The sequence below is a fragment of the Arthrobacter globiformis genome (assembly GCF_003261175.1).
Taxonomy (GTDB): Bacteria; Actinomycetota; Actinomycetes; order Actinomycetales; family Micrococcaceae; genus Arthrobacter; species Arthrobacter globiformis_A.
Window position 1 is genome coordinate 21,073 of the sequence record NZ_QLNP01000068.1, and the last position, 19,112, is coordinate 40,184.

The window sequence follows — 19,112 nt, forward strand, 5'->3', positions numbered from 1 at the left end:
GTGCCGGCGTGCCGCAGGCTCAGGCCCTGCCGGTGCCCAGGACTTCCAGGGCGTAGGCGAGGTCCGCGGGGTACTCGCTGGTCACAGTGACGCGTTCTCCGGTGCGCGGGTGGTCAAAGCCCAGTTCACGGGCGTGCAGCCACTGCCGGGTGAGCCCGAGGGTAGCGGCGAGCCGCGGGTCGGCCCCGTAGGTGAGGTCTCCGGCACACGGATGGCGGAGCGCGGCGAAATGGACCCTGATCTGGTGGGTCCTGCCGGTTTCCAGGTGGACCTCCACCAGGGTGGCCTTGCCGAACGCCTCAAGGACCTCGTAGTGCGTCACCGATGGCCGGCCGTCCTCAATGACCGCGAAGCGCCAGTCGTGGCCGGGATGGCGTCCGATCGGGGCGTCGATAGTGCCCTGCAGGGGATCCGGCAGCCCCTGGACCACCGCGTGGTAGACCTTGTCAACGGTGCGTTCCTTGAACGCCCGCTTGAGGGCGGTATAGGCGGGTTCTGTCTTGGCCACCACCATGACGCCCGAGGTCCCGACGTCGAGGCGGTGGACGATGCCGGCACGCTCGGCTGAGCCGGACGTGGAAATGCGGTAGCCGGCCCCGGCCAGTCCGCCGACGACCGTGGGTCCTACCCAGCCCGGGGACGGGTGCGCCGCGACCCCCACCGGCTTGTCGACCACCACAAAGTCGTCGTCATCCAGCAGGATCTTCAGGCCTTCCACAACTTCCTCCACGACTTCAAGGGGATCCCGGCGTTCGGGGACCGTCACGTGCAACACGGCGCCGGACGCGAGCTTGGCGGACTTCCCCACCGGTTTGCCGCCGCTGACCACGTTGCCTTCGGCTATCAGCGTGGCGGCGGACGAGCGGGACATGCCCATCAGCTTGGCCAGGCCCGCGTCCACGCGGGCCCCGTCCAGCTCCTCGGGGACCACCACCCGCTCAGACATTACCGGTCCCGTCCCGCTTTTCGACGCTGTGGTGCGAACCGTCAAGGGCGATACCACGCAGGGTCAGCAGGCAGATGATGACCACAGATGACACCACGGCCGCGTCGGCGATATTGAAGATCGCAAAGTTGGGCAGCTGGATGAAGTCCACCACGTGGCCCATTCCGAAGGACGGATCCCGGAACAACCGGTCCGTCAGGTTTCCCAGGGCGCCGCCGAACAGTAGCCCCAGCGCCAGCGCCCACCACGCGGAGCCGAGCTTGCGCAGCTGGAACAGGATGGCCGCGGCAACCACCACCATGATGATCGTAAACACCCAGGTCACATTCTCGCCGATGGAGAAGGCCGCGCCGGAGTTCCGGATGTAGTACCAGTGCAGCAGCGGGGGCAGCACCGGAATCCGTTCACCCTCCACCATGGTGCTGGTCACCCACAGTTTGGTGAGCTGGTCGAAGACGTAGGCGAACGCGGCCAGCCCGGCGAACAGGGACAGCAGGACGCCGCGCCGGGGCCGCGGTGATGATGAGGCTGGATGCGCTGCGTCAGCGGCAAGGTCGTCAGTCATGGTGCTTTCATTCGGGAACCGTCGTTAATGGCAAAAGCCGGTGGCCGAGGAATCCTCAGCCACCGGCCTTCAGAATACGTGCTAAACGGCGGCGCTGCTGCTTTCGCCGACCTCAGGGGCGGCAACGGAACCACGGGCGTCCAGGTCGCGCAGCTGGCCCTCGATGTAGGCCTTCAGGCGTGAACGGTAGTCGCGTTCGAAGCCGCGGAGCTGCTCCACCTTGCGCTCGAGAACGGAACGCTGCTGCTCGAGGGCGCCGAGGATCTTGCGGGACTTCTCCTGCGCGTCGTTGACCAGGCTGCTGGCTTCGATCTGTGCTTCAGCGATGATCTTGTCGCGCTGCTGCTGGCCCTCGGAGACGTGACGGTCGTGCATCTGCTGCGCCATGGCCAGCAGGCCGGCAGCCGACTCGGAGACGTTGCTGCTGGTAACGGCGGGTGCCGGGGCTGCAACGGGGGCTGCCTGCTCGCCTGCCTTCTTCTTGGCAGCTTCGGCGGCCTTGGCTTCAGCTTCGGCCTTCGCGCGGGCTTCGTCCTTCTCGGACTTGGACGGCGCGGGGACCTTCTCAACAACAGGGGGGACGGCGGAGGTGGCAGCCGGCGATCCGGAGCTGACTTCGGCGAGCTTCTTACGAAGTTCTTCGTTCTCCTGGTTCAGGCGCCGCAGTTCGACGACGATCTCGTCCAGGAAGTCGTCAACTTCGTCCTGGTCATAGCCTTCGCGGAACTTGGTCGGCTGAAAGCGCTTGTTGACAACGTCTTCTGGCGTCAAAGCCATCTGGTCACCTCGTTGGTCTAGTTCGTCAGGAGGCCTTCCGGCCGTCAAAACTACGGTACCTAAATATGGTCTGGTTCCTCTAATTCAACACCGTGGCGTCAAAGAAAAGGCTTTCTGCGCTGGATCAGCATCCATGCGGATCGGCCCCGGCGCGGCAAGCTGATATGAAGTTATGCAAATGACTTGGTGATCGCCATGGCAATGCTCAGGCCGATGAACAGCACCAGAAACCCGAGGTCCAGTGAGACGCCGCCCAGCCGCAGCGGCGGGATAAGGCGCCGAAGAACCTTCAGCGGCGGATCGGTCACCGAGTAGACCGCATGAGCCGCCACCAATGCTACCCCGCGCGGACGCCATTCCCGCGCGAACATCTGAACCCAGTCAAAGACGAGGCGGACAATCAGAGCGACGAAAATGAACAGCAGAACGATATAGACGAGCCCGAATAGTATTCCCATGAGCTAACCCATTGTCTCCATGTTCATCGCGGGCACTGCGGTGCCCTGGGATCCGGCCAGGGGAGTCCTGCCAGATTATGCTGCTCCCCTATTTCAGCACGGATGCCAGGCAGGTGCGTCCCTGCCTGGCATCCGGAGCGCCGTTTTTAGCTTTGGTTGAAGAAGCTGGCCGTGGCCTCGCTGGCTTTCTTGTCATCTCCGATGACTTCTACGTACGACGGCGACAGCAGGAAGACCTTGTTTGTCACGCGCTCGATGCTTCCGCGCAGACCGAAGACGAGGCCGGCGGAAAAGTCGACGAGCCGCTTCGCGTCCGACTCCCCCATGTCCGTCACGTTCATGATGACGGGGATACCGTCACGAAAGCTTTCGCCGATGAGCTTGGCGTCATTGTAGGAACGCGGGTGGATCGTGGTGATCTGCCGCAGTCCGGTGGTCTCTTCGCGGCTCGATGCCGCTCGCTTAATGGGTGTCACGGGTGCGCGGTATTCCTCTTCGGCAGCTGGTGGCACTTCACGGGTGACCTCTCGGAGCGGCGCCGGCGCGCGGCGCTCTTCACGGTCATGCTCCACTGAGTTGTCCTCGTCCTTTTGCTGGGTGGAAAGCTCAGACTCGTAGTGTTCATCGCCGTCGGCGAGCCCAAGATAGATCATTGTCTTGCGCATAGCGCCAGCCATGGTCGACTCCTAATCGTGTCCGGAAGCGGGCCGCCCAAAGGTCAAGACAGCATTGGAATCCCCGCCATTCACTTCCAATACGACAGACGCTACCGCACGGCCGGGCGCGAACCGAGAATATCTGAGCCAATTCGGAGGTGTGTCGCACCGAATCGGACGGCTGCTTCCAAGTCCTGGCTCATGCCGGCGGAAATCCCCGTGGCGCCGGGGAAATCGCGCTGCAGGCCGGTTGAAATACCCAGCAGTTTTTCAAAGGCCCGCTCCGGATCGGCCCCGAGCGGCGCCACCGCCATGACACCGGCAAGGCGAAGACCGCCCGCGGCTTCGAGCTGTTCAGCCAACTGCGGCACCTCGGCGGGGGTGGCACCACCGCGGTGCGCGCCGGCGTCGTCGTCCAGGCTCACCTGGATGAAACAGTCCAGGTCGTCACGTCCGGTCAGTTCCTGCTGGGCGGCCATGGCCCGCTCCAGGGCCGTCACGAGCTGGGAGCGGTCTACCGAGTGCACGGCAGAGGCGTAGCGGACCACCGTCTTGGACTTCTTGCTCTGAAGCTGGCCCACGAAGTGCCAGGTGAGGTCCAGGGCTTCGAGTTCCTCGGCTTTTGCCGACGCCTCCTGGTCCCGGTTCTCGCCGAAGTCCCGGACGCCAAGCGCTGCCAGCCGGCGGACGTCCTCGGCCGGGTGAAACTTGCTGATCACTATGAGGCTCGGCGGGTTGTTCCCGCGCTCTGCCGCCGCGGCGGCACGGCTGATGCGTTTCCGGACAGCGCCAAGGCGCTCCGCCAGCTGCACTGCCCGGGCATCCCCGGGCGCCGGGCTGTCAGTCATGGGTCCACACCAGTCCGGCGAATCTGCCGCACCGGGAGTCGCGGCGGTAGGAAAACAAGGACTCGTTTTCCAAAGTGCAGGGCCCCCGGTACTCGATGGGAACGCCGAGGGCGTCGAGCTGGCTGGCGGCAGCGCCGGGAAGGCCGAGCGCCGGCGTCCCCCAGGACGTGGTTGACCATGCGGCCGGCAGGACGGCAGCAACCTCGTCGCGGAGTTCAGCGGGCACCTCATAGCAGTTCCCGCAGACGGACGGGCCGAGCCAGGCCCGGATGTCCGCGGCGCCGGAAGCGCGCATCTGCTCCACCGCCGCCGGAATGACTCCGGAGAACAGGCCCGGGCGCCCGGCATGAACGGCGGACAGTACGGGCCCGGAAGACCCGGTACCCACCAAGACCAGCGGAATGCAGTCCGCCACCATCACCGCAAGCGGGCCACCGAGGGACACCAGCGCGTCCGCAGTCGGTGCCGGCAGGTCGGGTTCACCGGCTGTCCCAGGTTCAACAACAAGGGACACCTCGTTGCCGTGGACCTGGTTCATGTACTGGAACCTGCGCGGCGAGATACCGGCAACGTCCTCCAGCCTAACCCTGCGGCGGAGCACCGCGGCCGCGTCATCGCCCACGTGCAGGGCGAGGTTGCCGGCGTTCGTGTCGGTGAACGCCACGGACACGCCAGGCTGCACTTCAGCACGCCACAAAAACAATCGAAACTCCGGCAATCAGGGTTAGGAAGCTGGGACAGCCGCCGGGCGGATGTCCGCCCGGCATCCTGCTACTTCAGGAAATCGGGGACATCCAGGTCGTCAGACCGGCTGCCGGTCAGGTCAGGCTCAACCACCGACGGAAGGTCGACGTCGAAACCCGAGTCAGCAGGGACAGCGGAGGGGCGCTGCTGCCCCCAGCTGCTGAGACCTGCAGCGCCGACACCGGCGTGCACGGGCTGGACGTGGACCTGCTGGCTGCCCGCGGACGGCTGGCTCTGCGGGGCGGCCGTCGGAACGGCGGGCCGCTGCGGTGCAGCCTGCGGCTGCGACTGGTCCATGGACGGCGAGGTGGCCTTGACGTCGTCAAAGCCGGCCGCGATGACGGTGACGCGGGCTTCATCGCCCAGGGCGTCGTCGATGACCGCACCGAAGATGATGTTGGCCTCGGGGTGGGCGACTTCCTGCACCAGGCGTGCAGCCTCGTTGATCTCGAACAGTCCGAGGTCGGAGCCGCCCTGAATCGACAGCAGGACGCCGTGGGCACCGTCGATGGACGCTTCAAGCAGCGGGGAGGCGATGGCGAGCTCTGCTGCCTTGACAGCGCGGTCCTCGCCGCGCGCCGAGCCGATACCCATCAGGGCGGATCCTGCGCCTTGCATGACTGATTTCACGTCGGCGAAGTCAAGGTTGATCAGGCCGGGCGTGGTGATGAGGTCCGTGATGCCCTGCACACCGGACAGCAGGACCTGGTCAGCGGAGCGGAAGGCGTCCAGGACGGAGACGTTGCGGTCGCTGATGGACAGCAGGCGGTCGTTGGGGATAACGATCAGGGTGTCCACCTCGTCGCGCAGGGCGTCGATGCCCGCCTCGGCGGAGCCTGCGCGGCGCCGGCCTTCGAAGGTGAACGGACGGGTGACCACACCGATGGTCAGGGCGCCAAGGGAGCGCGCAATGCGGGCAACGACAGGCGCGCCGCCGGTTCCGGTGCCGCCGCCTTCACCGGCGGTCACGAAGACCATGTCGGCACCGCGGAGGACTTCCTCGATCTCGTCAGCGTGGTCTTCGGCAGCCTGCTTGCCGACCTCGGGATTGGCCCCGGCACCCAGCCCGCGCGTCAGTTCCCGTCCGACGTCGAGCTTGACGTCGGCATCGCTCATCAGGAGGGCCTGGGCGTCGGTGTTGATTGCAATGAATTCGACGCCGCGGAGACCCACCTCAATCATGCGGTTGACTGCGTTCACGCCACCGCCGCCGATGCCGACGACCTTGATGACGGCCAAGTAATTCTGCGGAGCTGCCACGTTACGTGTCCCTTGTTAGTGTCCTATTGCGAAAACTGATGGAGTCGAGCTTGAAGCCCTGAACCTTAACCTTCCAGTTGAAGGTTATAGTTATGTCAAGTAACTCACGTCTGTGACGCTATTTCCTATGCTGGCTACATTCAATAACCGCCACCGCGTGTCGTCCTAATCCCCGTGAAATACACGGGCGCCGCGCGTCAAGATCACCGCGTCACCGGATGCCGCGGCACACTCACGTCGTAAGTGCTGACCGGGTTGGCGGGATCTGCAGGTACCTTGAGCAGCGCCTCCAGCACGCGGGCCTTGAGTTCCTTCTCCCCCGCGTTGCCCCAGATGACGCTCTGGCCGTCCAGCAGCTTCAGTTCCACTGCATCGACGGACTTGGCGGAGGCGTTGGAGAGCTTGGCAAGCACGTTGGCCGGGAGCGCGCCGAGGACCTCGGCCGTGGCTTGGAACAGGTCCTTGCCGATGGTGCCTGCGCCGCCGTCAATCACCGGCAGCTTCACGGAGGCGGGATCTGCCGTGGTACTGAGGCGCACGCCGTCGACGTCCACGAGCAAGTAGTCCTTGCCGCGCTTCACGAGGGCGACGGGGACGCGTTCCTGAATTTGCACCGCCAGGACGGATGGCGGGTGGGCATCGGTAGTGACCGACTTGATCTGGACGAGCGGCTTCAGCAGAGCGGTGACCTCGGAATCGCTGACCTGCGGCAGCGGCTTGCCCAGAATTGGCTTCAGGGCCGCCTGCACCTGGGCAGGTTTGAGGAGCTTCGTACCGGTGACGCTCACGCTTTGGACCGCCAGCACCGGGGAATAGACGGCAGCCACGATGAGCCCCGCGACGAGGGCAGCCGTGACACACACGGCAACCAGGATGTTGCGCCTGATGCGCCGGCCCCGGGGTTCGGGAAAGGCCAGCACATTGTCCTGCCCGGGGGCGTCCGGTGCAGAGGCATCCGGTCCTGCAGTGACAGGACCCGGCTTGGCAGGTCCTGGGCTTTTGAACCGTGGCCAGGGGGCCTTGGCTGGTTTGTCCTGTGCCCTGCCCGTCTGTGCAGTGTTGCCCGCCGGTGCAGTGTTGCCCTTCGGCGCAGCGTTGCCCTTCGGTGCTGCCTTCCTCTTCGGCGTGCCGGCCTGCCCCTTCTCCTGCGCCGTGGCCTCAGGCACGCCTTTGCTCGCGGTAATCACGGCCGGCGTGCCGCTGTCCGTACCAGCAGCCGTGTCCCGGCCAGCCGTGTCCCGGGTGGCGGGCTTGGCCGGACGGTAAGTGGGGCGCCGGGTGCTAGCCACCGAGGGACTCCACGATGAGCGGCCCGTAGGCGGTGACGTCCCCTGCACCTGCGGTGAGGATGATGTCCCCCGGCTGCGCGGCGGCGGCCAGGGCGGCAACGGCCTCATCGCCGCCGACCAGGCCGCTGCCAGCGCCCAGATGCTCGGTGATGAGCGCGCTGGTGACGCCGGGGATGGGATCCTCGCGGGCCGGGTAGATGTCGAGCACCAGGGCAGTGTCCGCGGCCTTGAGTGCGTCGGCGAAGTCTGCGGCAAACTCCCGGGTCCGGGAAAACAGGTGCGGCTGGAAGAGGACGTGGACCTTGTGGTCGCCGGCCACGGACCTCGCCGCCGCCAGGGCTGCCCGCACCTCCGTGGGGTGGTGGGCGTAGTCGTCGTAGACCCGCACGCCCCGGCCCTCCCCCTTGTATTCGAACCGCCGCGACGCGCCGGAGAAGCCGGCCAGGGCCGAAGCAGCAGCCTGCGCGTCCACGCCGAGTTCGAGCGCTACTGCCATGGCGGCGGCAGCGTTCAGCGCGTTGTGCCGTCCGGGGACCTGCAGTGCCAGCGGGAACCGGCCGCCCGCCGTCGTAATGGCCACCTTGCCCGGGCCGCCGTCGTCGAGCCGGAGGTCGGCGGCGTCAGAGGTACCGTAGAGAACAACGCGGGTATTGCCCCGCTCGCGGGTGCGCAGCGCCAGGGCGTGCGCACCGGCGTCGTCCGCGCAGGCCACCAGCACGCCGTCCGCCGGCAACAGCGCCGTGAAGTGGTCGAAGGATTCGTACACGGCTTCGGCGGTGCCGTAGTGGTCGAGGTGGTCCGGTTCCACGTTGGTGACGACGGCGATCTGCGGGCGGTAGTTCAGGAACGAACCGTCGGATTCATCCGCCTCGGCAACGAACACCTGGGAGCTGCCGTTCGCCGCGTTGACGCCGAGCGCCGGAACATTGGCGCCGATCGCGAACGACGGGTCCAGGCCTGCGCCCTGCAGCAGCACGGTGATCATGGACGTCGTGGTGGACTTCCCGTGGGTTCCGGCCACGGTCACCACGAGGTCACTGCCCATCGTGGCGGCCAGCGCTTCGGAGCGGTGCAGCACCGGCAGGCCGGCGGCCCGCGCGGCCTCGAGTTCGGGGTTGTCGGCGCGGATCGCCGATCCTGCCACGACGGTCTGGGCGTCGCCGAGGTTGCCGGCGTCGTAGCCCACGCAGATCCGGGCGCCGGCCGCGGCGAGCTCCTTCATGACGGGCAGGTCCTTCGCGTCCGTTCCGCTGACGGGAATCCCGCGCGCCACCATGATCCTGGCGACGGCGGACATGCCCACGCCCCCGATCCCGATGAAGTGCACGCGGCCCAGTGCTTCCTGGCTGGGTGCTGCGTTGGTAGTCATTTGGATACCGCTTCCAGTACGAGGTCGGCCATGAGCTGATCGGCATTTCGGATGCCAAGGTTCTCCGCGTTCGCCGCCATCGCGTCGAGGCGGGAACGGTCGGTCAGCAGGGGGATGAGGCTGGTGCGGACCCATTCGGGGGTGAAGTCCCGGTCCGCCACCAGCACGGCGCCGCCCGCTTCCACCAGCCCGCGGGCGTTCAGCGCCTGCTCACCGTTGCCGATCGGCAGCGGCACGAAGACCGCGGGAACGCCGACGGCGGCGACCTCGCTTACGGTGGCGGCGCCGGAACGCGCGAGCAGCAGGTCCGCCGCGGCGTAGACGGTTTCCATGCCGTCGACATACTCAAGCTGGCGGTAGCCGTCCGCGCTCAGCGCGTTGCCGTCTGCGTCCGTCACAGACTTGCCGCGGCCGGTGATGTGGACGGTCTGGACGCCGGCCTCGGACAGTGCGTCGAGCGAGGCCGCCACAGTGCGGTTGATACTTTGCGCCCCGGACGAACCCCCCGTCACGATGAGCACCGGCTTCCCGGGCTGCAGGTCCAGGGTGTGCAGGGCGCCGCTCCGCGCCGTTGCCCTGACCATGGCCGAGACTTCGCGGCGCATGGGCATGCCCACGTGGCGGGCGTTGCGCAGCGGGGTACCGGCGAAGGCCACGGCCACGTGCCGGCTCAGCCGCGCTCCGACCCGGTTGGCCAGGCCCGGCCGGGTATTGGCTTCGTGGATGACGATGGGGATCTTCCGCCGCCAGGCAGCGAGGTACATCGGAGTGCAGACGTAGCCGCCCACGCCGACGAGGACGTCCGCCGCGGCGTCGTCGAGGATCCGACCGGCCTGCCGCACGGCGCCGGCGAGGCGTCCCGGAAGGCGGAGCAGGTCCGCGGAGGGCTTCCGCGGGAACGGGACACGGTCGATGGCGGCCAGTTCCAGCCCGGCGGCCGGGACCAGCCTGGTCTCCATGCCGGCGGCCGTTCCCACCGCGAGCAGCCGGGCGTCGGGGCGGGCATCGCGGATGGCGGCGGCGATGGCCAGCAGCGGGTTGATATGGCCTGCTGTTCCGCCGCCGGCGAGGACCACGGACAATGACTCGGTTTTCATCAGGTGCTGGTTACGCTTTCGTACGGGATTTCTTGCGCCCGGGCAGCCGCCACGGGCCGAGCAGTTTACGGGGCCGGATGTTGGGCGCCATCTGTTCCCGGGCCAGTGACAACACTACGCCGATCGCGCAGAGCGACATCAGCAGCGCCGAGCCGCCGTAGGAGATGAAGGGCAACGGGACGCCGATCACCGGCATCAGGCCGGTGACCACGGCCATGTTGACCGTCGCCTGGCCTAGCAGCCACACCATGATCGTTCCGGCAAGGACCCGGTGGAACAGGTCCTCCTGTGCCACCACCACCCGGTAGATGGAGGCGCCCAGAATGGCGAACAGGACCAGGACGACGACGGTCCCCACCAGCCCGAATTCCTCACCGATGATGGCGAAGATGAAGTCGTTGTGGGCTTCGGGGATCCAGCTGTATTTCTGCCTGCTCTGCCCGAGCCCGACGCCGAACCAGCCGCCCGACGCCAGCCCGTAGAGGCCGTTGGTGGACTGGTAGTTGGCGTCGATGCCGTCGCCGCAGCTCTGGCCGGTCCACCACGACGTGATGCGGCAGACCCGGTTGGAGCTGGTCATGGCCATGAACGCTATGACCGCGCCCAGGCCCAGGGCCGCGAACCCGAACAGGTAGAGGCGCACCCCGGCGAAGAACAGGGCGGCGGCCGTGATGAGCATGATGATCATGCCGGTGCCGAGGTCGTTTCCGACCAGGACGAGTCCGATGATCCCGCCGGCTATGGGCACCACGGGGACCACGGCGTGCCCCCACTGGTGCAGCAGAGACGCCTTCTTGGCCAGCACGGTGGCCATCCACAGGGCCAGGGCAAGCTTGGCGGCCTCGGAAGGCTGCAGGGTGAAGAACCCGCCGACGTCGATCCAGTTCTTGTTGCCGTTGACGCTGGTGCCAATGACCAGCACGAGGGCCAGCAGCACCAGTGCAACGCCGACCGCCGGCCAGGCAAGGCGCTTCAGCCACACCACATTGATCCGGGACAGCACGAACATGGTGAAGATGCCCAGACCGGCGAACAGGCTCTGCTTCAGCGCGTCCCCGTAGGGCGACTTGTCCGCGGCAATAGCCTCCACACTGGACGCCGAGAGCACCATCATGATGCCGATGGCGGTCAGGGCCAGCGTGGTGCCAAGGATGAGGTAGTAGGTGGAGCCGTTGCGCGACTTGCCGTTTCCCTCGAGGGCGGTCCAGAAGCGCCTGTACCAGCGGAGCAGCCGGCCGCTCGTGGGAATCGTGGATGCCGGAGTCTTCGGTGCAGCACCCGGTCCGGGTTTCGCCCCCGCCCGCTGCCGGGCGGCCGCGGGACGTGCGGGTGTGCTGACCATTATTACTCCTTGCCGGTCCGGGCCTCCCCTTCCACGAGCTCGCGGACCGCTGCAATGAAGGCGTCGCCACGGTGAGCGTAGGAAGAGAACTGATCCATGGATGCAGCAGCCGGGGCCATCAGCACAGTGTCACCCGAGGCGGCGAGCTGTGCCGCCGATGCGACGGCCCGTGCCATCACTGCCTCCCCGGTTTCGGCTGAATCCGGTGCGGCGTCATGTCCGGTTCCGGCAGACTGCACAATTTCAGTGTGGCCTGCCGCCTGCCGGATGACGGGGACATCCGGTGCGTGTCGCTGCAGGGACTCTTGCAGTGACGCCGTGTCCTTGCCAATGAGCACCACAGCCTTCAGGCGGCGTGCATGGTCGCGGACCAGGTCGTCGTAGCTGACGCCCTTGGACAGGCCGCCGGCAATCCACACCACGGGGTCGAAGGCGGCCAGGGAGGCGGCGGCGGCGTGCGGGTTGGTGGCTTTGGAGTCGTTGATCCAGAGAACGCCGTGCTGCTTGGCGACCGGCTGGATGCGGTGGTTTCCGGGGATGTAGGCCTGCAGTCCTTCGCGCACGTGCTCGGGGCTGACGCCGTAGGCACGTACCAGGCCGGCGGCGGCCAGGGCGTTGGCCACCATGTGGCGGGGGGCCACCGGGCCGAGGTCAGACATGGACGCCAGTTCGACGGCGCTGTCCTTCCGCTCGGCGATGAAGGCCCGGTCCACGAGCAGGCCCTCCACTACGCCGAGCATGCTGATGGCCGGCGTGAGGGTGGTGAACGCGACGGCGCGGCAGCCCTCCACCACGTCAGCGTCCTCCACCATGCGTTCGGTTTCGATCTGCTCGTCGTTGTAGATGCAGGCCTTCTGCGTGTTTTCGTAGATCTTGGCCTTGTCGGCGAGGTAGGACTCGTAGGAGCCGTGCCAGTCCACGTGGTCCTCAGCGACGTTGAGGCACACGCTGGCCACCGCCGAGACGGAATCGGACCAGTGCAACTGGAAGCTGGAGAGCTCCACCGCGAAGACGTCGTACTCCACAGGGTCACGCAGGGCATCGAGGATGGGCGTGCCGACGTTGCCCACTGCGATCGCCTTCAGGCCCGCAGCCCGCAGCATGGATTCCGTCAGGCCGACCGTCGTCGTCTTGCCGTTCGTGCCGGTGATGGTGAGCCAGTCGGCGGTCTTCCGGCCCTCGCGGACGCGCAGGCGCCAGGCGAGTTCGACGTCGCCCCAGACCGGAATGTGGGCACGGGCGGCAGCCGCGAGCAGGGCCTGGTCCGGACGCCAGCCGGGCGAGGTGACCACGAGGTCCGGCTTCAGGCCATCGATCTTTGGCAGGGAGCGGACAGCCTCCTCCCCCAGGAGGACGTCGGCCGCGCCCACGATCCGCAGCGTGTCCGCCTTGGCCTGCGCAGTTTCCGTGGTGGCGCCGTCGACTACCACCACGCGGGCGCCGAGTTCGATCAGCGTGTCCGCGGCCGCGAAGCCCGAGACACCGATCCCGGTGACCACGACGCGCAGTCCGGCCCAGTCGGAGTCCCAGCTGACCAGGCCGCTGAGCCTTGCCGGACCCGTTAGGGCCGGACCGGACAGTTCAGCGGAGGTATCGGAGCCGTTCACAGGAGGACCACCCATTCTGCGTAGAAGATGCCAAGGCCCGCGGCGACGAACAGGCCGGCGAGAATCCAGAACCGGACAACCACGGTGACCTCCGCCCAGCCCTTGAGTTCGAAGTGGTGCTGCAGCGGCGCCATCTTGAAGAAACGCTTGCCCTTGGTCACCTTGAAGTAGCCCACCTGGATGATGACGGAGAGCGTGATGAGGACGAACAGGCCACCGATGAAGGCGAGGAGCAGTTCGGTGCGGGAGAGGATGGCGAACCCTGCGATGGCCCCGCCGATCGCGAGGGAGCCCGTGTCGCCCATGAAGATTTTGGCCGGTGAGGTATTCCACCACAGGAAGCCCACCAGCGCGGCGCTCATGATGGCCGCAAGAAGCGCCAGGTCCAGCGGATCCCGGACGGAGTAACAGCCGCCACCCGCCTGACGCGGCGATCCGCAGGCCTGGTTGCTCTGCCAGATGCCCATCAGCGTGTAGGCGCCGAAGACCATCACCGCGGCGCCCGCAGCCAGTCCGTCCAGTCCGTCGGTGAGGTTGACGCCGTTGGTGGCGGCGGTGACGATCAGGTTTGACCACAGCACAAAGAGGATCGCACCAAGCACGGTGCCGCCGAACGCCAGGTCCAGCCACGGGATGTCACGGACCAGCGAGATCTTGGTGGACGCCGGGGTCAGGCCGTCCGCATCCGGGAAGTACAGGGCCATGACGGCGAAGATGATGCCCACCGCTGCCTGGAGGATCAGCTTCGCCTTGGCGTTCAGGCCGAGGCTGCGCTGCCGTGAAATTTTGATGAAGTCGTCCAGGAAGCCCACCAGGCCCATCCCCACCATCAGGAACAGCAGGAGCAGCGCCGAGGCCGACGGCCCGGCCGACCGGGGGTTCATGAGCCACATGATGAGGTGCGTCAGGCCGTAGCTCAGCAGGACTGCGCCCACCACCACTGTGCCGCCCATGGTGGGCGTGCCGCGTTTAGTGTGGTGGGAGGTGGGTCCGTCGTCGCGGATGAACTGGCCATAGCTCTTACGGACCAGCAGGCGGATGAACAGCGGCGTACCCACCAGAGCCAGCAGCAGGGCCAGGCCAGCGCCGATCAGCAGTGCAATCACAGCAGCTCGCTCCCTTCATTGGCATTTGTGGGGGTGGCGCGTGGGGGTAATGCTATCCGATCGCCCAAATGGCGCAGTCCCACGCTGTTCGAGGACTTGAAGAGCACCAGGTCGCCGGGTTCGAGCTGCTCCTGGAGCACTTCGTAGGCCTCATCAGCAGTCTCGGCGAAGATGCATTCATCGCCCCAGGACCCTTCCTGAACGGCGGAAACGTACAGCGAACGCGCTTCCCGGCCCACCACCAGGAGGCGGGAGATGTTCAGCCGCACCACCTGCGTGCCGACGGCGGTGTGCTCGCGGATGGAATCGTCGCCCAGTTCCAGCATGGCCCCGAGCACGGCCCAGGTGCGGCGTCCGCGGCCAAGGTCGGCCAGCGTGCGCAGGGCCGCCCGCATGGATTCCGGGTTGGCGTTGTACGCGTCGTTGATCACCGTGACGCCGTCGGGCCGTTCGGTCCGCTCCATGCGCCAGCGGCTTGCCGCAGACTGGGAGCTCAGCGATGCGCTGATCCTGTCAGCCGGTACGCCGGCCGCATGCGCGGCGGCCGCGGCGGCAAGGAGGTTCGCCACGTGGTGTTCGCCGATGAGTTTGCTGCTGACCCGGACCGTGGGCTCCCCCGGCACTTCGAGGTCGAACTCCGGGTTGCCCGAGGCGTTGGTGTCCAGTTTGGCGGCCCGGACAGCAGGAGCGTCCGGATCAGCATCCCGGGAAGAGAAGCCCAGAACAGCGCCGCGGGTCCGGGTGGCCATGGCGGCAACACGGGGATCGTCAAGATTCAGCACAGCGGTGCCTGCGGCGGGTACGGCCTCGGCGAGCTCGCCCTTGGCGGCCGCGATGTTTTCCACGCCGCCGAACTCCCCGGCGTGGGCTGTTCCGACGCCGAGCACCACGCCAATCTCCGGCCGGACCATGTCGGCCAGGTAGCGGATGTGTCCGATGCCGGTGGCCCCCATCTCGATGACCAGGAACCGGGTGTCAAAGCCCGCCTGGAACACGGTAAGGGGCACGCCGACCTCGCCGTTGTAGGAACCCTGGGGTGCAACGGTAGGCGCCTCGGCCGACAGGATACCCGCGAGCAGGTCCTTGGTGGTGGTCTTGCCTGCCGAACCGGTGATGCCGATGACGGTCAGCTGCTGGCCCGCCGACTCACGGTGCTGCCTGATCCGCCGGACCGCCTCTGCCGCAAGGGCGCCCATGGCCAGCACCGCATCCTCGACGACGACGGACGGATAGGTCCGGCCGGCGTCGTCCTTGATTTCGCGTTCGGTGAGTGCCAGAACCGCGCCGCGGTCAAAGGCCGCGCCCACGAAGCTGTGTCCGTCTGCGCTTTCGCCCGGTTTGGCGACATAGAGGGAGCCGGCGACAGCCTCCCGCGAGTCGGTCACCACGGATGCGGGGGTGAGGCCGGGGTCGGCAAGCAGCCGGCCGTTGGTGATTTCGGCGATTTCCGCCGCAGTAAGTTCAATCATGTCGGTCTAGGACTCTATCCCGTCGTCTTGGAGAACGGTGAATCCTCGTGCCGTCAAGGCGTTCCGTAGTTCCACCCTGTCGTCGAGGGCAAGGTTCACTCCCTTGACCTCCTGCCACACTTCGTGCCCGCGCCCCGCAACCAGGATGGTGTCCTCCGGAGCGGCCAGGTTGACGGCCTCACGGATGGCAGCATCGCGGGGGAAAACTTCCATGATTTTGCAGTCGAGCCGCTCGGCTTCCTTGGCGTCCGTCGCACCCACCAGCACCTCGGAGCGGATGGCCGCGGCGTCCTCATCATGGGGGTCATCGTCGCTGACGATCACGACGTCAGCGAGCCGGGCTGCTGTCGCGCCCATGGCAGGGCGCTTGCCCTGGTCACGCTGGCCGGTGGCGCCGAAAACCACGATCACCTTGGACGCGGGCTCCGGGGACCGGGCGGCCTCCAGAGCGCGTGCCAGTGCATCAGTGTTGTGCGCGAAGTCGACGACGGCGGCCGGCCTGGTGGCGACCAGCTGCATGCGGCCGGGCACTGCCACGGTGAACGGATCCCTGGCATCGAGTGCTGCCTGTACTTCGGCGGGGTCTGCACCGCCGGCGAGCACCATGGTCAGGGCCAGCGCCGCGTTGGAGACATTGAACGCCCCGGGCAGGCCCGTGTGTACGCGGAGTTCCGTGCCGTTGCCGCGAAGCGTGAATTCCGTACCGAGGCCGCGGGGCTTGGGGGCGGTGACGGTCCAGTCAGCGGCTGCTGATCCGGCCGCCGCCCCGCTGCCGGGCTGGAGGGTTGCGAGCGTGGTGACCGGAAGCTCAGTCTGGCCGGCAAGCCGCCGTCCCCATTCGTCGTCGACCGTCACGACGGCGGCACGGGCGCGTTCGGCGGTGAACAGCTCCGCTTTGGTCCGGTAGTACTCCTCCATGGTGCCGTGCAGGTCCAGGTGGTCCTGGGTGAGGTTGGTGAAACCGACGACGTCGAAGACCACGCCGTCCACGCGGCGGAAGGACACAGCGTGCGAGGAGACCTCCATGGAGGCGGCGTCAAGGCCGCGTTCCCGCATGAGGGCAAGCAGGGCGTGGACATCGGTGGATTCCGGGGTGGTCAGGAGGCTCGGAATCGGGTCCCCGCCGGCCAGGATCTCAATGGTGCCGATGAGTCCGGTCTTCTTGCCCATCGCCTGCAGCAGGGCGTTGATGAAGTACGTGGTGGTGGTTTTTCCGTTGGTGCCCGTCACGCCGAACATCGAGGGGCCCGGGAGATCGGCGTCCTGGCTCCGGTAGATCAGCCTGGACAGGCGGCCCACCACGCTGCGGGGCTCCGCCACCACCAGCACGGGCACGGCGAGGTCGGAGCCGACGGCAAGAAGCCGCGCGCCGGCGTCGTCCGTCAGTACCGCAGCCGCGCCCGACCCGATCGCCGTCGCGGCGAAGTCGGCACCGTGCCGTGCCGCCCCCGGCAGGGCAACATACAGGTCTCCGCGTTCCACGGAGCGGGAGTCGAGCGAGATGCCGGTGACCTGAACGGACTCGGAGGCCCGGGGCACGGGAACACCCACTGACTGGCCGATGACACCCAGTTCGACGGCGGCGACGGCAGTGGGCCGGAAGCTGCTCTTTGATGCCTGCCCCTCCGGGGCGTCGGCAGTGCCGGGGTCATGGTGCTGTGACAACTGGATCTCCGTTGGTGCTAGCGGACCAGCGGACACGACAGAACTGTTTGTTCAGGTGTACCGCGGTCTTTCTTGGCGGGCGTTACTTAGCGAACTGCGGCAGCCTGACGGGCGTGCCCTTGGACGGCGGAACGTTGTACGTCCGCAGTGCCTGGCTCATGACCGAACGGAACACGGGCCCGTTGGTGATCCCGTAAATGGACCCCTTGGGACGCTGCAGGACCACCTCCACAATAAACCGCGGATCGTCCATCGGCGCCATCCCCACCATCGAGGCGGTGTACCCGCAGAAGCCGGCGGTCCCGTCGTCGCAGGGCGATTGCGAGGTACCGGTCTTGGCTCCGACCCGGTAGCCGTCGATCGCGGCCTCCTTGATCTGGCCCTCGGTGACGGCACTTTCGAGGATGTCCCTCACCTGCTGCGCCGTTTGCTCCGAGACCACCCTGCGGGACGGCTTGGCCGCCACCTTTTCCTCGGTTCCGTCCGGGCTGATGTAGCTGTCGATGAGCCTCGGCTGCAGCATCACACCGTCATTGGCGATCGACTGGTAGGCGCGGACCGTCTGGAGTGTCGACTGTGAGACACCCTGTCCGAACAGCACCGTGTACTGCTGGCGCCCGTCCCACTGGTCGGCCGGGGTCAGGATGCCCTTCGCCTCGGCCGGCAGGCCGATCTCCGGCGCCTCACCGATTCCGAACTTCTGCAGCCAGTCGTGCCGCTGGTCTTTGCTGAGGCGCTGGCCTGCCATCACAGTGCCCGTGTTCATGGACCAGCCCAGGATGCCCGCCAGGGTCCGCTTCTCTGTCCCGTGGGAAAAGGAATCGTCGAATTGCTGGCCGTCCACCACCAGGGACGGCGGGATAACGAACGTGTCCAGCGGTTTGGCTTTGCCCTCTTCGATGACGGCGGCGGCCGTGATCATTTTTTCCACAGACCCGGGCTCGTAAGCGGCGGTAACGGAGCGGACGCCACGGTCCTTCGCGGCCACCTTGCCGGGGTCGTTGGGATCGGGCGTATTGGTGTCGGCCATGGCGATGATGTTGCCGGTCTTCACATCCGAGACGATGATGACCCCCCACTCGGCGCTGAGCTTGTCCGCCTGGGTCTGGATGGCCTGCTGGGCGAAATACTGGAGGTCGGAGTTCAGCGTGAGTTTGACGTCCTTGCCGTCCTGCGCGGGCGTCAGTTCGTCGATGCCCACGGGAATACGGAGGCCGTCGGCGCCGATTTCGAACACGCGCTTGCCCGCAGTGCCGCGCAGTATTTCGTCCTGGGTCTGCTCGAGGCCGGCCTGGCCGGTGGTTCCGTTCTCAAGGAAGCCCACAATGCCGCCGGCCACCGAGCCGTTCGGGTAGACACGCTTGCTGGTTCCCTCCGAGAAGATACCCGGGATTTGCAGTTCCGATACCCGGTTTTCGACGTCGGGCCGGAGGTCCTTGGCCACGATGTAGTAGGTCCTGGTTCCGGTGACTGATTTCCGCACGTCCTCGGCGTCCATGCCAAGGACGGCTGCAAGCTCGGCGATCCCCTGGTCCCGGGAAACGGTGACGATTTCGTCCTTCCCGTTTACCTTTTCAAGGCGCTTGAAGGATTCAGTCTTGGTGTTTACAGACTGGTCAACAGTGATGTTGTAGCGGATCACGCTGTTCGCCAGCACTGCTCCGCTGGCGTCCAGGATGCTGCCGCGCTCGGCCGGCAGCACGGTGGGGCGCAGCCGGTTGTCCAGGGCAGCTTCAGCCATGCCGCCGACGTCCAGTCCCTGCACCAGGAAAAGCTTTCCCCCGACAACCACCAGCAGCGCAAGCATGATGCTGAGTCCGAGGCGGAGCCTCTTCGTGGCGTTAGCAACCTTCTTCTTGCTTGCCTTGCTCTTGCCTTGCGCCACGCTCATCCCCTACTGCTTGCCATGCGGGC

General features: G+C 66.8%; 17 protein-coding genes. All 17 read right to left on the reverse strand.

Features of this window, described 5'->3' with window-relative positions:
- Positions 1 to 19: 19 nt before the first annotated feature.
- The gene (locus tag DBZ45_RS09360) at positions 20 to 946 is read right to left on the reverse strand and encodes an RluA family pseudouridine synthase (RefSeq protein WP_111903649.1); all 927 of its coding nucleotides are present in this window, start codon (positions 944 to 946) and stop codon (positions 20 to 22) included.
- Complete coding sequence (gene lspA, locus DBZ45_RS09365) at positions 939 to 1,511, reverse strand: signal peptidase II (protein WP_111903650.1); 573 nt, start codon at positions 1,509 to 1,511, stop codon at positions 939 to 941. The genes DBZ45_RS09360 and lspA overlap by 8 nt, the downstream gene beginning before the upstream one ends.
- 81 nt (positions 1,512 to 1,592) lie before the next feature.
- Positions 1,593 to 2,288 carry a DivIVA domain-containing protein gene (locus DBZ45_RS09370; protein WP_111903651.1) on the reverse strand — a complete coding sequence of 232 codons (696 nt, stop codon included), beginning with the start codon at positions 2,286 to 2,288 and terminating at the stop codon, positions 1,593 to 1,595.
- Positions 2,289 to 2,458: 170 nt separating this feature from the next.
- Positions 2,459 to 2,746, reverse strand: coding sequence for a YggT family protein (locus DBZ45_RS09375; protein WP_102973980.1), 288 nt, complete (start codon positions 2,744 to 2,746; stop codon positions 2,459 to 2,461).
- 146 nt (positions 2,747 to 2,892) lie between these two features.
- Positions 2,893 to 3,423, reverse strand: coding sequence for a cell division protein SepF (locus DBZ45_RS09380; RefSeq protein WP_111903652.1), 531 nt, complete (start codon positions 3,421 to 3,423; stop codon positions 2,893 to 2,895).
- Positions 3,424 to 3,512: 89 nt separating this feature from the next.
- Positions 3,513 to 4,250 carry a YggS family pyridoxal phosphate-dependent enzyme gene (locus DBZ45_RS09385; protein WP_111903653.1) on the reverse strand — a complete coding sequence of 246 codons (738 nt, stop codon included), beginning with the start codon at positions 4,248 to 4,250 and terminating at the stop codon, positions 3,513 to 3,515.
- The gene (locus tag DBZ45_RS09390; RefSeq protein ID WP_111903654.1) at positions 4,243 to 4,953 is read right to left on the reverse strand and encodes a polyphenol oxidase family protein; all 711 of its coding nucleotides are present in this window, start codon (positions 4,951 to 4,953) and stop codon (positions 4,243 to 4,245) included. Before DBZ45_RS09390 ends, DBZ45_RS09385 begins: the two co-directional genes overlap by 8 nt.
- 68 nt (positions 4,954 to 5,021) lie before the next feature.
- Positions 5,022 to 6,254: a cell division protein FtsZ gene (ftsZ, locus tag DBZ45_RS09395; protein ID WP_111903655.1), complete on the reverse strand. Its 1,233-nt coding sequence runs from the start codon at positions 6,252 to 6,254 to the stop codon at positions 5,022 to 5,024.
- 203 nt (positions 6,255 to 6,457) lie between these two features.
- Positions 6,458 to 7,543 carry a cell division protein FtsQ/DivIB gene (locus tag DBZ45_RS09400; protein ID WP_223256997.1) on the reverse strand — a complete coding sequence of 362 codons (1,086 nt, stop codon included), beginning with the start codon at positions 7,541 to 7,543 and terminating at the stop codon, positions 6,458 to 6,460.
- Complete coding sequence (gene murC / locus DBZ45_RS09405; protein WP_111903657.1) at positions 7,536 to 8,912, reverse strand: UDP-N-acetylmuramate--L-alanine ligase; 1,377 nt, start codon at positions 8,910 to 8,912, stop codon at positions 7,536 to 7,538. Before murC ends, DBZ45_RS09400 begins: the two co-directional genes overlap by 8 nt.
- On the reverse strand, positions 8,909 to 10,009 hold the full coding sequence (murG, locus tag DBZ45_RS09410) for an undecaprenyldiphospho-muramoylpentapeptide beta-N-acetylglucosaminyltransferase (protein WP_111903658.1): 1,101 nt from the start codon (positions 10,007 to 10,009) through the stop codon (positions 8,909 to 8,911). The genes murC and murG overlap by 4 nt, the downstream gene beginning before the upstream one ends.
- Before the next feature lie 10 nt (positions 10,010 to 10,019).
- Positions 10,020 to 11,351: a putative lipid II flippase FtsW gene (ftsW, locus tag DBZ45_RS09415; RefSeq protein WP_111903659.1), complete on the reverse strand. Its 1,332-nt coding sequence runs from the start codon at positions 11,349 to 11,351 to the stop codon at positions 10,020 to 10,022.
- Positions 11,352 to 11,353: 2 nt separating this feature from the next.
- Positions 11,354 to 12,973, reverse strand: coding sequence for a UDP-N-acetylmuramoyl-L-alanine--D-glutamate ligase (gene murD / locus DBZ45_RS09420; RefSeq protein ID WP_111903660.1), 1,620 nt, complete (start codon positions 12,971 to 12,973; stop codon positions 11,354 to 11,356).
- Positions 12,955 to 14,064 carry a phospho-N-acetylmuramoyl-pentapeptide-transferase gene (gene mraY / locus DBZ45_RS09425; protein WP_111903661.1) on the reverse strand — a complete coding sequence of 370 codons (1,110 nt, stop codon included), beginning with the start codon at positions 14,062 to 14,064 and terminating at the stop codon, positions 12,955 to 12,957. Before mraY ends, murD begins: the two co-directional genes overlap by 19 nt.
- Entirely contained in the window at positions 14,061 to 15,533 is a 1,473-nt protein-coding gene (locus DBZ45_RS09430; protein ID WP_111903662.1) for a UDP-N-acetylmuramoyl-tripeptide--D-alanyl-D-alanine ligase, read from the reverse strand. The genes mraY and DBZ45_RS09430 overlap by 4 nt, the downstream gene beginning before the upstream one ends.
- Before the next feature lie 6 nt (positions 15,534 to 15,539).
- A complete protein-coding gene (locus tag DBZ45_RS09435) occupies positions 15,540 to 17,198 on the reverse strand; it encodes a UDP-N-acetylmuramoyl-L-alanyl-D-glutamate--2,6-diaminopimelate ligase (protein ID WP_111903663.1) in 1,659 nt (552 codons plus the stop codon).
- Positions 17,199 to 17,280: 82 nt separating this feature from the next.
- Positions 17,281 to 19,089, reverse strand: a complete 1,809-nt coding sequence (locus DBZ45_RS09440) for a peptidoglycan D,D-transpeptidase FtsI family protein (RefSeq protein ID WP_111903664.1) — start codon at positions 19,087 to 19,089, stop codon at positions 17,281 to 17,283.
- Between the last annotated feature and the right edge of the window lie 23 nt (positions 19,090 to 19,112).

Bases quoted from the DNA above. Each gene is read 5' to 3' on its own strand.
- lspA (WP_111903650.1), bottom strand. From the start codon at position 1,511: ATGACTGACGACCTTGCCGCTGACGCAGCGCATCCAGCCTCATCATCA.
- DBZ45_RS09440 (WP_111903664.1), bottom strand. From the start codon at position 19,089: ATGAGCGTGGCGCAAGGCAAGAGCAAGGCAAGCAAGAAGAAGGTTGCT.
- DBZ45_RS09370 (WP_111903651.1), bottom strand. From the start codon at position 2,288: ATGGCTTTGACGCCAGAAGACGTTGTCAACAAGCGCTTTCAGCCGACC.
- ftsW (WP_111903659.1), bottom strand. From the start codon at position 11,351: ATGGTCAGCACACCCGCACGTCCCGCGGCCGCCCGGCAGCGGGCGGGG.
- murC (WP_111903657.1), bottom strand. From the start codon at position 8,912: ATGACTACCAACGCAGCACCCAGCCAGGAAGCACTGGGCCGCGTGCAC.
- murD (WP_111903660.1), bottom strand. From the start codon at position 12,973: ATGGGTGGTCCTCCTGTGAACGGCTCCGATACCTCCGCTGAACTGTCC.
- DBZ45_RS09385 (WP_111903653.1), bottom strand. From the start codon at position 4,250: ATGACTGACAGCCCGGCGCCCGGGGATGCCCGGGCAGTGCAGCTGGCG.
- DBZ45_RS09360 (WP_111903649.1), bottom strand. From the start codon at position 946: ATGTCTGAGCGGGTGGTGGTCCCCGAGGAGCTGGACGGGGCCCGCGTG.
- DBZ45_RS09380 (WP_111903652.1), bottom strand. From the start codon at position 3,423: ATGGCTGGCGCTATGCGCAAGACAATGATCTATCTTGGGCTCGCCGAC.
- murG (WP_111903658.1), bottom strand. From the start codon at position 10,009: ATGAAAACCGAGTCATTGTCCGTGGTCCTCGCCGGCGGCGGAACAGCA.
- DBZ45_RS09430 (WP_111903662.1), bottom strand. From the start codon at position 15,533: ATGATTGAACTTACTGCGGCGGAAATCGCCGAAATCACCAACGGCCGG.
- DBZ45_RS09375 (WP_102973980.1), bottom strand. From the start codon at position 2,746: ATGGGAATACTATTCGGGCTCGTCTATATCGTTCTGCTGTTCATTTTC.